We start from the raw sequence: 13,714 nt of genomic DNA, 5'->3' as shown, positions 1-13,714 counted from the left end.
TCAGGCAGCGGACTTCACAGCATCGACGATCTTCCTGGCGCCGTCGTTGATGTTGTCTGCCGGGATGATGGCCATGCCGCTGTCACGCAGCAGCTGCTTGCCCTCTTCCACGTTGGTGCCTTCCAGGCGCACCACGACCGGGACCTTGACGCCCACTTCCTTGACCGCGGCGATGATGCCTTCGGCGATCATGTCGCAGCGGACGATGCCACCGAAGATGTTGACGAAGATGCCTTCGACCTTGTCCGAGGACAGGATCAGCTTGAACGCCTCGATCACGCGCTGTTTGTTGGCACCGCCGCCCACGTCCAGGAAGTTGGCCGGCTCGCCGCCGTTGAGCTTGATCACGTCCATGGTGGCCATGGCCAGACCGGCGCCGTTGACCATGCAGCCGATGTTGCCGTCCATGGTGACGTAGTTGATGTCCAGCTCCGAGGCGATCACTTCGGTCGGATCTTCCTGGGTCTTGTCGCGCATGGCGACCAGATCCTTGTGGCGGTAGGCGGCGTTGTCGTCGCTGTCGAACTTGCCGTCCAGCGCGTACAGGTTGCCGTCGTCCAGGATCGCCAGCGGGTTGATTTCAACCAGCGCCAGGTCCTTTTCGTTGAACAGGCGGTACAGGTTGACCATGATGCTGGCGAACTGGCCGGCCTGCTTGGCGGTCAGGCCCAGCTTGAAGCCGAAATCGCGGCCGTGGTAGCCCTGCACGCCTTCAACGAAGTCGACGTTGAGGGTATGGATCAGTTCCGGGGTCTCGGCGGCGACCTGCTCGATCTCCACGCCGCCTTCAGAGGAGGCGATGTAGCTGATGGTCTTGGTGCCACGGTCCACCAGGATGGACAGGTACAGCTCCTTGACGATCTCGCCGGCGGTGGTCACCAGCACCAGGTTGACCGGCAGTTCGACGCCGGCGGTCTGGTAGGTGGCCATCTTGGTGCCGAGCATCTTGGCCGCAGCGGCCTTCACGTCTTCGACGGTCTTGCAGAACTTGACGCCGCCGGCCTTGCCGCGACCGCCCGCATGGATCTGTGCCTTGACCATCCAGGGGCCTGCGCCCAGCGACTGGGCAACTGCGACGGCCTCATCGGCGGTGGCTGCGACCTTGCCGGCCGGGACCGGGATGCCGTACTCGGCAAGCAGCTGTTTTGACTGGTATTCGTGGAAATTCATGCGTCACCGTGGGAATAGGAACGACCGCACGCAATTCCTCAGTGCCCCGGCGGGGCGCCGGCATGGACCGCGGCGGGCCCACTATTGTGGCCGAGCAGGCGCCGGCGCGCAAAGAAGTCTGTACAAATCCCCTGCGGCGCGGTGTATTTCCCTGCCATTTCAGCCACTTGTCCGTGAAAATCCGCAACCCGGGGGAGCTCACCGCAGTGTCCGGCCCCTATACTCGCGCTTTGCCGCGTGGAAAGGAGTTCCGGCTTGCCCAGCTCATCGCTCATCGACCGTATCGAGTCGATCCCGCGACGCGAACTGTATTTCTTCGCGCTCTACCGGGTGCTGGTCGCCAGCCTGATCGCCGCACTGCTGTTCAGCCCGCTGACCATGCTGGCCGGCGAGGCCCATCATCCACAGCTGGCGCAGTGGGTTTCGGTCGGCTATCTGCTGGTGTCACTGGGCCTGCTGATATGGGGTCGCAACGAGCGCTGGCTGCACACCATCGTGCTGTGGAGCGTGGTTGCCGATGTGCTCGCCGCCATGCTGCTGACCCACGCCCTGCCCGGCGCCAGCGCCGGCATTTCGATGACGCTGCTGTTCAATATCGCCGCCGCGGCAATGCTGCTGCCGCTGTCACGCGGCATGCTGGTCGCGCTGATCGCCAGTGGCGCCACGCTGGTCGAATTCGGCTGGCGCGAACTGGAAGGGGGCGACAACGCCCGCACCCTCGCCGAACTGGCGATGTTCATCACCAGCTACCTGGCGCTGGCCTATATCAGCTACCAGATCGGCAGCCGCGCGCGCCGCAACCAGCAGCTGGCCGAGCAGCGTGGCGCCGAGGTGGCCAACCTGTTCGAGATCAACGAGCTGATCATCCGCCGCATGCGTACCGGCGTGCTGGTGGTGGATGGGGAAGGCAGGATCACCGTGGCCAACGAGGCGGCCATCGCGCTGCTGGGCGATACCGAAGGCAGCCAGGCCGAGGACGGTGCCCGCCTGTCCCAGCTCGCTCCCGAGCTGGCCAAGCGGCTGCAACGCTGGCGCAACGGCTGGCACGAGGAGGAACAGCCCCTGGCGCTGGTTCCGGACCAGCCCGAAGTCCAGCCGCGTTTCGCCCGGCTGCTGGCCGACAGCGAGCTGTCGCTGGTGTTCCTGGATGACACCACCGTCGTCTCGCGCCGTGCCGAGTCGCTGACCCTGTCCACGCTGGGACGTTTTTCCGCCAGCCTCGCCCATGAGATCCGCAACCCGCTGGCGGCGATCAACTACGCCACCCAGCTGCTGGAGGAATCCCCCGATATCGGCGAGTCCGACCGGCGCCTGCTGCAGATCATCCACCAGCAGTGCCAGCGCACCAACGGCATCGTCGAAAGCGTGCTCGGGCTGGCCCGGCGCGAACGCGCCAACCCGGAGAACCTCGACCTGGCCGCCTTCGTGCGCCGCTTCGTGCTGGAGTACCGGCAATCGCTGTCGATCGAGACCGACAGCCTGGAAACCATCATCCGCGAGGCCAATGTCCCAGCCCTGATGGATCCGCGCCACCTGCACCAGATACTCACCTCGCTGGTCCACAACGCGCTCAAGTACGGACGCCTGGCCGACGAACCGGCCCGCGTGCGGATCCGTGTCAGCAGCAGCGGTCCGCATGCCGTCATCGATGTGATGGACCGTGGCCCCGGCATACCCGACGCGGTGGCCGCGCAGCTGTTCCGGCCGTTCTACACCACCTCCGAGCACGGCACCGGGCTGGGCCTGTACATCGCCCGGGAGCTGTGCCGCGCCAACCAGGCACAACTGGATTACATCTCGGTGCCGGCCGGCGGCGCCTGCTTCCGCCTCACCCTCGCCGCCCCGCGCAAGGCGGCGGGCAACTGATATACGTCCGTCGCACTTCCTGCCCTCGCAAGTTGGCGGCGGCTTCCCTCCTCCGCTATCTTTGAATTCATGAATGTGACGCACAGTGCCCTGGTCGTAGATGACGAACGCGACATCCGCGAACTTCTGGTCCTTACCCTCGGCCGGATGGGGCTGCGCATCAGTACGGCCGCCAACCTGGCCGAAGCCCGTGAGTTGCTGGCCAGCAACCACTTCGACCTGTGCCTGACCGACATGCGCCTGCCCGACGGCAACGGCATCGAGCTGGTCACCGAAATCACCCGCGACCACCCGCAAACGCCGGTGGCGATGATCACCGCCTTCGGCAGCATGGATCTGGCGGTGGAGGCACTGAAGGCCGGCGCCTTCGACTTCGTCAGCAAGCCGGTGGACATCAACGTGCTGCGCGGCATGGTCAAACATGCGCTGGAGTTGAACAACGCCGAACGCCCCAGCACGCCGGCGCCACCGGAAAGCGCCTCGCGCCTGCTCGGCCAGTCGGCGGCGATGGACGAATTGCGCAACACCATCACCAAGGTCGCGCGCAGCCAGGCGCCGGTCTACATCCTCGGTGAATCCGGTGTCGGCAAGGAACTGGTGGCCCGCACCATCCACGACCAGGGCGCACGCGCGGCCGGGCCGTTCATCCCGGTCAACTGCGGCGCCATTCCCGGCGAGCTGATGGAGAGCGAGTTCTTCGGCCACCGCAAGGGCAGCTTCACCGGCGCCCATGCCGACAAGCCCGGCCTGTTCCAGGCCGCCAACGGCGGCACCCTGTTTCTGGATGAAGTGGCCGAGCTACCGCTGCAGATGCAAGTCAAGCTGCTGCGCGCGATCCAGGAAAAGTCGGTGCGCCCGGTGGGAGCAGCGACGGAAATCCCGGTGGACGTGCGCATCCTCTCGGCCACCCACAAGGACCTGGCCGCGCTGGTGCAGGAAGGCCGTTTCCGTCACGACCTCTACTACCGCATCAACGTGATCGAGCTGCGCGTACCGCCGCTGCGCGAGCGTCGGGGCGATCTGCCACAACTGGCAACGACCATCCTCGGCCGCCTCGCACTGGCGCAGGGGCAACCCGTGCCCGCGCTGTCCGAAGCCGCCCTCGATGCGCTGTCGCGCTACGCCTTCCCCGGCAACGTACGCGAACTGGAGAACATCCTGGAGCGCGCTCTGGCCATGGTCGAAAGCGACAGCATCAGTGTCGATGACCTGCGGCTGCCGCAGGCCAGCGTCCTTTCGCCGGCGCCGGTGGTGGACAGCGCAACTGAAGAAGCGCTCGTCGACATCGATCCGGCAAGCGCCGCGCTCCCCTCCTACATCGAACAGCTGGAGCGCTCGGCGATCCAGAAGGCGCTGGAGGAAAACCGCTGGAACAAGACCCGCACCGCGGCACAGCTGGGCATCACCTTCCGTGCCTTGCGCTACAAGCTGAAAAAGCTGGACATGGAGTAACGCCGGGCCACGCCAGCTCTTGACGCCTTACGTTCCGGCTCGTGGACGGCCCCAGGCTCAGCGGTGCTCCCATGAAAACCGCCTTGCAAAGCCCGCGCCCGGCATCGCCCGGCGCTATGCAGCCTGCAGCAACGCCGGCAAGGGACAGTGCAAGGTGGCGCAGATGGTCCGCAGCAGCTCCGCTTCGGCCACATTGATGCGCTGGTCATGGCTGATCGTGGCCGTCACCGATTCGACCAGCACCTGCTTGGCCAATGGATCGAGCGCATCCAGCGGCGCCCACACCGCATCCAGTGCCAACACCCCGGCGGCCGGCGGCGCATACGGCAGATGGTCCTGCGGCAAGATCCTCTGCAAACCGGCGAGATAGGCACGCCGTGCGGCGGCCTCATTGCCGGGGTTTCCGGCACGTGCCACCACCGCCAGCAAGGTGGAAAACTCCTGGCGCACGCCGGTGGTCTTGCGCCGGCCGAAGTGCAGATGCCGCGACGGATCCAGCGCCGCCTGCACCTGTACCTGCAGCAAGCGCGACAGACAATATTCAAACAGCGAAATGCGCCCATCGGCATGGGTCAGCGCATCGATACAGCCCATGAACGCCTGCAGCTGCGGGCGCGGCAACTGCCGCAACACGGGAAACGCCACCGCCGCCAGCGGCAGCCGCAATGCCGCATGCAGATCGCGTAGCGGACCCTCGCTCAGGTGCTGCATGCGTGCGGCGATCTCCGCGCCCAGCTGTGCCTCTACCGCCTGCCGCTGCAACGCCGCCACCGCCGGCGTCGCGTCCAGCAGCAACGCCAGCAGCAGCGGTTGCACCGAATCACGGTCGGCGGCCAGCGCACGCAGCCCGGATGAAAGGCTTCCCGCCAGTTTCAGCGCCTGCCGGTAATCATCATCAGCCGGCGTCGCCACCTGTGCGGCCACCTGCCGCGGCTCCACCTGCAACCCCTGCCCGGCATCCGGCAGCAGCGCATCCACGGTGGGCGCATCACGCGTCGACAGACCCAGCATCCGGTCTTCGGCCAGGCCATCGGGCGGGCTGGCGAACCAGTTGCCACGTAATCGCTGCAGTTGTTCGGCACGGAACGACGGCTCCAGCCGCTGGATCCGCTCGACCAGCGGCGGGTGCGTGGCGAACCAGCGCGAAAAACCCAGCCCCTCGCCAAACAGCATGTGGCTGACCTCCTCGGCACCGGCGCGATCTCCCAGCCGCGAGCCTTCGGCCAGCCCACCGATCTTCTTCAGCGCCCCGGCCAGCCCCTGCGTCTGCCGGGTGAACTGCACCGCCGAGGCATCGGCCAGCACTTCGCGCTGGCGCGACACCGCCGCCTTGATCAGCCGCCCGAAGAACACGCCGATACTGCCGATCACGATGCCGGCCACGCCGACCACCAGCACGACCGCGATCGGCCCCAGGCCGCGCCTGCCGCCGATCCGCGAACCGGTGCCCATATGCAGCAGCACCCGCTTGCCGATGATGCTGAGCATCAGGATGCCGAACAGCACGCCCATCAGGCGGACATTCAGGCGCATGTCGCCGTTGAGGATGTGGCTGAACTCGTGCGCGATCACGCCCTGCAACTCGTCACGGTTGAGCCGCTGCAGGCAGCCGCGGGTGACGGCGATGGCGGCATCGGCCGGCGAGTAGCCGGCGGCGAAGGCGTTGATGCCCGCTTCCTGTTCCAGCACATACAGACGCGGCATCGGCACGCCGGAGGCGATGGCGATCTCCTCCACTACATTGCGCAGGCGACGCAGCGCCGGATCGCGGGTATCGGCCGGCACTTCGCTGCCGCCCATCTGCACCGCCACCACCTCGCCGCCGCCGCGCAACGAGGCGATGCGGTACAGCGACGCCAGGCCGATGACCGCCAGGGTCAGCAGCGTGCTCCACACCATCGCCTGCACGCTGCCGGTAGCGGCCAGCACCAGCACGTCGATAACCGCGACGATCGCCACCACCGCCAGCCCGAACAGCAGCAACAGCCGCCCGGAATTGCGCCGTGCCAGCGCCTGGTGTTCAAAGAAGTTCATGCCATTCCCCTGCGCGCGTCTTCGTACCGCCACTGCCGCCAGCCGCAGCGTCCGCCCGCAATCAGAACTGGACCTTCGGCGCCTCGCGCACCTGCTCGCGCTTTTCCAGCGGGATGTCCAGCAAGGCGGCCGTGGCGAAATTGAACATGCCGGCAAACACATTGGCCGGGAACGTCTCGCGGCGGTTGTTGTAGGCCATCACCGCGTCGTTGTAGGCCTGCCGGGCGAACGCCACCTTGTTCTCGGTGCTGCCCAGCTCCTCGCTCAACTGCAGCATGTTCTGGTTGGCCTTCAGCTCCGGATAGGCCTCGGCCACCGCCATCAGCCGTCCCAGCACGCCATTCAACTGGCCCTGCGAGGCCGCCAGTTGCGCCATCGCCGCCGCATCGCCCGGATCGGCCTTGGCCGCCGCCAGCCCGGACTGCGCCGCGCTGCGGGCGGCGATCACCGCCTCCAGCGTCTGCCGCTCATGGCTCATGTAGGCCTTGGCGGTCTCCACCAGATTGGGAATCAGGTCAAAACGGCGCTGCAACTGCACGTCGATCTGCGCGAACGCGTTCCTGTACGCGTTGCGTGAACGCACCAGTCCGTTATAGATGCCGACGCCCGCAGCGATAACTGCGACAACCACCACAAGAAAGATCAGCAATATCAACGCGATGCTCATTCATCTTCTCCCCGTTTGTGCAATCGTGAAAAGCGGCGCTAGAATCGCCGACGGCAGTAGCTTACAGGCACCGATCACGATGAAAGACAAGCGCACGCGCCGCGGCATCCGCCCGGTGGCATCGGGATTGCTGGGGGTGTTGATGCCCTTCGCATTGGTATCGACCGCACAGACACCGACCCACGCCGGACTGTCCAGCAGTACGCCTGCGGCGGCCGCCCTGCCGGTGAACCTGGAGAACGCTCCCGCGCAATCACCTACGCAGCCGATGCCCTACCGCACGCCGCTGCGTCCGGAACAGGTGCAGCCCCTGGCCGCCAGCTTCAACGTCGCCACCATCGAGTCATGGGCCGAGCAGCTGACCTACGGCAACCGGGTTCCCGGCATGGCGATGGCGATCGTGCACAACGGCCGCGTCCTGTCGGCACGCGGCTACGGCATCACCGATATCAACAATCCGCAGCCGGTCGATGCACATACCGTGTTCCGGCTGGCCTCGCTGTCCAAGGCCTTCGCCGGCACCATGGCCGGCCTGCTGGTCAACGATGGCACCCTGCGCTGGGACAGCAAGGTGACCGACTACGTCCCCGGATTCCGGCTGGTGACGCCGGAGGCGACCAACGCCCTGACCGTCGCCGATGTGCTCAGCCATCGCGTCGGCCTGAGCTACAACGCCTATGACCGTGACGTCGAGGCCAACGCCGACTACTACTCGCTGACCCGGAAACTGGCCAATGCCCCGCTGCGCTGCACACCGGGCGACTGCTATGCCTACCAGAACGTCGCCTTCAGCCTGATTGGCGATGTGGTGTTCGCCGCCTCCGGCAATTTCTACGAACAGGCCGTGGAGAAGCGCATCCTCAAGCCGCTGGGCATGGATGATGCCAGCCTCGGACTGGCCGGCATCCAGGCCAGCTCGCGCTGGGCGCGTCCGCATGTGCGCAGCCGCAACGGCTGGGTGTCATTGATGCCCAAGCCCACCTATTACCGTGTCGCCCCCGCCGCCGGCGTCAACGCCAGCGCCAGTGACATGGCGCAGTGGCTGCTGGCCCAGACCGGCCATCGCCCGGACGTGCTGCCGGCACCGTTGCTGGCCACGCTGCATGCCCCGCTGGTCAGCACACCTGGCGAGATGCGCTCGGGCTGGCGCCACCAGCGGCTGGATTCGGCCGGCTATGCGCTGGGCTGGCGCGTGTTCGACTATTCCGGCCACCCGGTGGTGTTCCATGCCGGCGCGGTACAGGGCTACCGGGGACTGCTGGCAATGCTGCCCGAACGCGACTTCGGCGTGGCCATCATGTGGAACGGCGAGAGCAGCCTGCCCAGCGGCATGATTCCGAGCATCCTGGACCGTGCCCTGGATCTGCCGGCACAACGCTGGCTTGACGTGGATACCGACTTCGGCAGCGACAACCTGATGGCTGAAGAGGCACCGGCACCGTCAGGCAAGAAAGGCGCTTCGGCTGAGCGTGCGGTCGCATCGCCCCACTGACCCACTGCTGCATCACCCCATCAGAAGGCGGCCCCGGGCCGCCTTTCTGTTGCCGCAAAGATCAGGACGCCTGGCGAACATATAGACAGCAGCTCCATCGAGCCTAACGGCCTGCCGCCAGGCCAACCGCAGCGGACGTGACGCGGGAAACATCCACGCCAGTACCGGCTGCATGCCGGGGATCGGCAATCCGCCTGCCGACACCAGCGGCGGACTCAAAAAAAACTCCCTCCCCGCTGGGCAGCCGGGGAAGGAGTTTCAGATACCGCTTCGAAGCTGGATCAGATCAGCGGCGCCGGAGTGGCCGGCAGCGCTACCGGAGCGGCCTTCCTCTTGCGGGCAGCCGGCTTCTTCTTGGCAGCCTCCTTCTTGACCGCCGGCTTCTTGGCGACAACCTTCTTGACTGCAACCTTCTTCACCGCCTTCTTGGCAGTGGCCTTCTTGGCGACCTTTTTCACCGGCTTCTTGGCGACGGCCTTCTTGGCAACCTTCTTCACCGCCTTCTTGGCGACGGCCTTCTTGGCGACCTTCTTCACCGCCTTCTTGGCAACGGCCTTCTTGGCAACCTTCTTCACCGCCTTCTTGGCGACGGCCTTCTTGGCGACCTTCTTCACTGCCTTCTTGGCAGTGGCCTTCTTTGCAACCTTCTTCACCGCCTTCTTGGCAGTGGCCTTCTTTGCAACCTTCTTCACCGCCTTCTTGGCAGTGGCCTTCTTTGCAACCTTCTTCACCGCCTTCTTGGCGACGGCCTTCTTGGCGACCTTCTTCACGGCAGCCTTCTTCACCGCCTTCTTGGCAGCGACCTTCTTTACGGCTTTCTTGGCGGTCGCCTTTTTCGCAGCCGTCTTCACGGCAGCTTTCTTGGCAACCTTCTTTACCGCCTTTTTGGCGGCCGGTTTCTTGGCAGCTTTCTTCGTGGCCATCGCATGGCTCCTCGTCAGTGATCTATGGAATTGGAACGCCCAGTTGAAGCAAGCCCGCGCTGCACTGCGGAGAACCGGCGTCGCGTCGTGCGCGTCGCTACGGATACAGAAACACCTGCATCGTTTTCCGGTGCAGGTGCAGGATGGAAGTCGTAAGGGTGTTGTGCCGAAGGAAGCGATGCCTGCTCCACCATCGAAAGAATCCTGGCGGACCGCTTGGTCATGCTTCGCGTCTGAATGTTGATCCGGCTCACTCGCTTTTGCAGGAAGGGTCTGCTTGGCGAAACCTAATCACGGTTTTTTTTACTGTCAACCATCGGCGCATCACCTGCCGTCAAAAAGTTCCGGCCATCTGCGTCGTACTTCCCTGCATCCTGATCGCCGCGATGGACGCAGGCTGCTGCCACAGGTGCCAACGCCATCGGCCACGCTGCGGAAAACACCATGAAAACAGCACTATTCGTGCAAGCATGAAATTTACTCCAGTCAACACCGCCCTCCCTTCAGCGCATCGGCACGCACTGCCGCGTCACCACTGCAGGGCATCGTCGCTCTGCTGAAAACAGATGGACAGAGCACTGCTCCACAGCAGCCGCACGAACGAACTGCGCAAAAAATTCCACCTACCGTGCACGTTGCCGACGACTCTGTCCGTGCAACTTCCATCGACAACACGCGCATGCCCACGACGGCAACTGCCCTCCAGGCTCCTATCGCATTGCCCCGTATCAACCGGCCGCAATTGCGCGATCACCGATACCGGAAAAGAAAACGGCCGCACATGGCGGCCGCTTCCCGGATCAGGTCGGACGTGCGGATCAGTGCTCGTCGTTTTCCAGCAGTTCGGCGTAGTCGTCCGGACCGAGCAGGTCGCCCAGCTGGTCCGGCTCGGACATCTCGACCACGAACAGCCAGCCGTCGCCGTAAGCGTCTTCGTTGATGGTTTCCGGTTTGTCGGCCAGCGCTTCGTTGACTTCGACCACGGTGCCGGACACCGGGCTGTACACGTCCGAGGCGGCCTTGACCGACTCAACTACCGCCGCACCGGTGCCCACCGTGACGGTGTCGCCGACCGCAGGCAGTTCGACGTAGACCAGATCGCCCAGCAGCCCCTGGGCATGATCGGAAATGCCGACGGTGACACGGCCACCGCCTTCAACACGGGCCCACTCGTGGGACTTGAGGAATTTGAGGTCGCCGGGGATCTCGCTCATGGAACTGCTCCGAAAATCGGTGGTCGGGATGGATCGCTAGTTTAACGGAGCGGAGGCGGGGTCGCCGTCATCCACTCCGGGGTAAATCACAGGTTGATGCCGGCCTGCGGCTGGCCGTCGCGCACGAACGGGAACTTCACCTGGCGCACGGGTACTTCCTTGCCACGGATATCCACGCGCACCGCACCCGGCTCACCGGCCGGCACGCGGGCGAAGGCGATCGCCTTGCCCAGCGTCGGCGAGAACGTACCGGACAGGATCTCGCCCTCGCCATTGGCGGTGAGCACTTTCTGGCCGTGACGCAACACGCCCTTCTCGTCCATCACCAGGCCGATCATCTGCCGTGCGTCGCCGGCGGCTTTCTGCGCTTCCAGTACCGGGCGGCCGATGAAGTCGCGGCCCTCGTCCAGCGACACGGTCCAGCCCAGCGCCGCTTCGAACGGGGTCACGGCTTCGTCCATGTCCTGGCCGTAGAGGTTCATGCCCGCCTCCAGCCGCAACGTGTCGCGCGCACCCAGACCCACCGGCTTGACGCCGGCCGCCAGCAGCGCATTCCAGAACGCGATCACCGCCGACTGCGGCAACAGCACTTCGTAGCCGTCCTCGCCGGTGTAGCCGGTGCGGGCGATGAACAGTTCCACGCCGTCGACCGAGCGCACATCCATCGCGCTGAAGCGGGCCAGCTTGTCCAGTGCGGCGCGGTCGGTTTCGGCCACCAGGCCGGCGGTCAATGCGCGCGCCTGCGGCCCTTGCACGGCGATGATGGCGAAATCGTCACGCTCGACCACTTCCACCTCGAAGGCGGCCGCATGCTGGCGGATCCACGCCAGGTCCTTTTCGCGGGTCGAGGCATTGACCACCATGCGGAAGAAGTCGTCAGCCAGCAGGTACACGATCAGGTCGTCGATCACGCCGCCCTGCTCGTTGAGCATGCACGAGTACAGCGCCTTGCCGCTGACCTTGAGCTTGTCGATCGAGTTGGCCAGCAGCTGGCGCAGGAACTCGCGGCTGCGCGCGCCTTTCAGATCGATCACGGTCATGTGGCTGACGTCGAACATGCCGGCCGCCTTGCGTACCAGATGATGCTCGTCGATCTGCGAGCCGTAGTGGATCGGCATGTCCCAGCCGCCGAAGTCGACCATCTTGGCGCCGAGCGAGCGGTGGGTTTCGTTGAGCAGGGTCTTCTGGATCATGGCCGTTCCGCGAAAAATGGGCCGCCATTATCCCAGATGGTTACGCTTAAAACCTGCGGCACCGCCACACTGCGGTGCCGCAGCCCGGTTCAGGCCGGCGGCACTTTCAGGGTCATGCCGTCCACGGCGACCACGCGCACGGTGCTGCCGGCAGGCAGGTGGACGCCGGGCACCACCCAGAACGCATCATCGATCCTGGTCCGGCCGATACCGTTGGCGATGACCTGGTCCAGTACCACCACCCGACCGATCAACTGTTCCGTCCGGAGGTTGAGCAATGGCTGGTCACTGCGGCGGCCGCGCTGGCGGAACCCGGTGCGGTAGCTCTGGATCGACACGAAGCTGAGCACGACGAACAGGATCACCTGCATCAGCACGCCCCGGCTGCCGGCAAAATGCAGCAATCGACAGGTGCGGTGTTCGTGCAGTTGGTACAGATAGAACTGGGCGAAGCTGCGAAACCGCGACGCGGCCTGCTCGGGGATGGACCTGCCGCCAGAATAGGTCGTTCAGTGGCCGCGCGGCACAAACATGATCACCGCCATGCCGAGCAGGCACAGGCCGCCGCCGAGCAGGTCCCAGCGGGTGGGGCGGACCGAATCCACCAGCCACAGCCACAACAGCGCCGTGCAGATATAGACGCCACCGTAGGCGGCATAGACGCGGCCGCTGGCGGTGGGGTGCAGCGTCAGCAGCCACGCGAACAGTGCCAGGCTGGCGGCGGCCGGCAACAGCAGCCACGGACTGCCCTGTTTGCGCAGCCACAACCACGGCAGATAGCAGCCGACGATCTCGGCCAGTGCGGTCAACAGGAACAGGGCGAGGGTCTTCATGCCGCGCCCGCTTTCTCCTGCTGCTTGACCGCCTGCCACAGGGCTTCCTGCTGTTGCAGGTCCAGCGCCGACATGGCGCTCCCCTGCGCGTCCGCCAAGGCCTCCATCGCCCGGAACCGGCGCTCGAACTTGAGGTTGGCCAGCCGCAATGCAGTGCCGACGTCGACCTTGGCATGACGGGCCAGGTTGGCGCAGACGAACAATACGTCGCCCAGCTCCTCCTGCAGTCGCTCAGGGTTGTCCGCACCGCCGGCAGCGGCATCGAACTCGGCCTGGACCTCGTCCAGCTCCTCGCGCAGCTTGGCGATCACCGGGGCCGGATCCGGCCAGTCGAAACCGGTACGCGCGGCGCGCTTCTGCAGCTTGATCGCACGCTGCCACTCCGGCAGCCCGCGGGAAATGCCCGCCAGCGCCGAGTCATCCTGCTCGCCTTTGGCCGCACGCTCGGCACGCTTGATTTCATCCCAGTTGGCCAGCACCGCATCGGCATCCTCGGCCCGGGTGTCAGCAAACACATGCGGATGGCGGCGGATCATCTTGCCGCTGATGGCGGCCACCACATCACCGAAATCGAACGCCCCCTGCTCGCTGGCCATCTGCGCATGGAACACCACCTGCAGCAGCAGATCGCCGAGTTCATCCTTCAGATCGGTCAGGTCATTGCGGTCGATCGCGTCGGCCACTTCATAGGCTTCCTCCACCGTGTACGGCGCGATGCTGGCGAAGTCCTGCTGTAGATCCCACGGACAGCCGGCTTGCGGATCGCGCAGGCGCGCCATGATCTGCAGCAGCGACTGGATATCGTTCAATTCGGACATGCGGGCGCCCCTTGATTACGGATGCGCCGGCAATTGCCGGCGCCTGAAAGCT

General features: G+C 65.3%; 10 protein-coding genes and 2 pseudogenes. 3 read left to right on the top strand and 9 right to left on the bottom strand.

What is annotated here, in order from left to right; genetic code table 11:
• Positions 1-1,170, bottom strand: a complete 1,170-nt coding sequence (gene sucC, locus ACSBPQ_RS04270; protein ID WP_442683820.1) for an ADP-forming succinate--CoA ligase subunit beta — start codon at positions 1,168-1,170, stop codon at positions 1-3.
• A gap of 255 nt (positions 1,171-1,425) precedes the next feature.
• On the opposite strand from sucC, the gene ACSBPQ_RS04265 reads away from it, so the two are divergent.
• Together ACSBPQ_RS04265 and ACSBPQ_RS04260 are read left to right on the top strand one after the other, a co-directional pair.
• Positions 1,426-3,036, top strand: coding sequence for a sensor histidine kinase (locus ACSBPQ_RS04265; RefSeq protein WP_442683819.1), 1,611 nt, complete (start codon positions 1,426-1,428; stop codon positions 3,034-3,036).
• A 69-nt stretch (positions 3,037-3,105) separates the two neighbouring features.
• Complete coding sequence (locus tag ACSBPQ_RS04260) at positions 3,106-4,488, top strand: sigma-54-dependent transcriptional regulator (RefSeq protein WP_442683818.1); 1,383 nt, start codon at positions 3,106-3,108, stop codon at positions 4,486-4,488.
• Between the two features lie 114 nt (positions 4,489-4,602).
• Here the strand turns inward: ACSBPQ_RS04260 and ACSBPQ_RS04255 are convergent, their stop codons facing one another.
• Positions 4,603-6,522 carry a M48 family metallopeptidase gene (locus ACSBPQ_RS04255; protein ID WP_442683817.1) on the bottom strand — a complete coding sequence of 640 codons (1,920 nt, stop codon included), beginning with the start codon at positions 6,520-6,522 and terminating at the stop codon, positions 4,603-4,605.
• 61 nt (positions 6,523-6,583) lie between these two features.
• Positions 6,584-7,189 (bottom strand): LemA family protein, encoded by a 606-nt coding sequence (locus ACSBPQ_RS04250; protein WP_442683816.1) that lies wholly within the window; start codon positions 7,187-7,189, stop codon positions 6,584-6,586.
• A gap of 79 nt (positions 7,190-7,268) precedes the next feature.
• Between ACSBPQ_RS04250 and ACSBPQ_RS04245 the strand changes: the two genes are divergently transcribed.
• Positions 7,269-8,681, top strand: a complete 1,413-nt coding sequence (locus ACSBPQ_RS04245; RefSeq protein ID WP_442683815.1) for a serine hydrolase domain-containing protein — start codon at positions 7,269-7,271, stop codon at positions 8,679-8,681.
• A 281-nt stretch (positions 8,682-8,962) separates the two neighbouring features.
• On the opposite strand, the gene ACSBPQ_RS04240 is transcribed toward ACSBPQ_RS04245, so the two are convergent.
• The 6 genes and pseudogenes from ACSBPQ_RS04240 to mazG form a co-directional block, all read right to left on the bottom strand.
• The gene (locus tag ACSBPQ_RS04240) at positions 8,963-9,604 is read right to left on the bottom strand and encodes a hypothetical protein (RefSeq protein ID WP_442683814.1); all 642 of its coding nucleotides are present in this window, start codon (positions 9,602-9,604) and stop codon (positions 8,963-8,965) included.
• An 818-nt stretch (positions 9,605-10,422) separates the two neighbouring features.
• Positions 10,423-10,818, bottom strand: a complete 396-nt coding sequence (gene gcvH, locus ACSBPQ_RS04235; protein WP_442683813.1) for a glycine cleavage system protein GcvH — start codon at positions 10,816-10,818, stop codon at positions 10,423-10,425.
• 86 nt (positions 10,819-10,904) lie between these two features.
• Positions 10,905-12,011: a glycine cleavage system aminomethyltransferase GcvT gene (gene gcvT / locus ACSBPQ_RS04230; RefSeq protein WP_442683812.1), complete on the bottom strand. Its 1,107-nt coding sequence runs from the start codon at positions 12,009-12,011 to the stop codon at positions 10,905-10,907.
• Between the two features lie 89 nt (positions 12,012-12,100).
• Positions 12,101-12,388, bottom strand: a pseudogene (locus ACSBPQ_RS04225) (NfeD family protein); the annotation flags it as partial.
• Positions 12,389-12,520: 132 nt separating this feature from the next.
• Positions 12,521-12,844: a YnfA family protein gene (locus ACSBPQ_RS04220; protein WP_442683811.1), complete on the bottom strand. Its 324-nt coding sequence runs from the start codon at positions 12,842-12,844 to the stop codon at positions 12,521-12,523.
• 5 nt (positions 12,845-12,849) lie between these two features.
• Positions 12,850-13,662: pseudogene (gene mazG / locus ACSBPQ_RS04215) on the bottom strand (nucleoside triphosphate pyrophosphohydrolase); the annotation flags it as partial.
• Between the last annotated feature and the right edge of the window lie 52 nt (positions 13,663-13,714).

The organism is Stenotrophomonas sp. JC08, assembly GCF_052180205.1.
Lineage (GTDB): Bacteria > Pseudomonadota > Gammaproteobacteria > Xanthomonadales > Xanthomonadaceae > Stenotrophomonas.
The sequence above is the reverse complement of the archived record's forward strand: the minus strand, read 5'-3'. Positions and strand labels throughout refer to the sequence as shown.

What these genes read in the sequence shown, in the direction of transcription:
- sucC (WP_442683820.1), bottom strand. Translation starts at nt 1,170, where the DNA reads ATGAATTTCCACGAATACCAGTCAAAACAGCTGCTTGCCGAGTACGGC.
- ACSBPQ_RS04260 (WP_442683818.1), top strand. Translation starts at nt 3,106, where the DNA reads ATGAATGTGACGCACAGTGCCCTGGTCGTAGATGACGAACGCGACATC.
- ACSBPQ_RS04255 (WP_442683817.1), bottom strand. Translation starts at nt 6,522, where the DNA reads ATGAACTTCTTTGAACACCAGGCGCTGGCACGGCGCAATTCCGGGCGG.
- ACSBPQ_RS04250 (WP_442683816.1), bottom strand. Translation starts at nt 7,189, where the DNA reads ATGAGCATCGCGTTGATATTGCTGATCTTTCTTGTGGTGGTTGTCGCA.
- ACSBPQ_RS04245 (WP_442683815.1), top strand. Translation starts at nt 7,269, where the DNA reads ATGAAAGACAAGCGCACGCGCCGCGGCATCCGCCCGGTGGCATCGGGA.
- ACSBPQ_RS04240 (WP_442683814.1), bottom strand. Translation starts at nt 9,604, where the DNA reads ATGGCCACGAAGAAAGCTGCCAAGAAACCGGCCGCCAAAAAGGCGGTA.
- gcvH (WP_442683813.1), bottom strand. Translation starts at nt 10,818, where the DNA reads ATGAGCGAGATCCCCGGCGACCTCAAATTCCTCAAGTCCCACGAGTGG.
- gcvT (WP_442683812.1), bottom strand. Translation starts at nt 12,011, where the DNA reads ATGATCCAGAAGACCCTGCTCAACGAAACCCACCGCTCGCTCGGCGCC.
- ACSBPQ_RS04220 (WP_442683811.1), bottom strand. Translation starts at nt 12,844, where the DNA reads ATGAAGACCCTCGCCCTGTTCCTGTTGACCGCACTGGCCGAGATCGTC.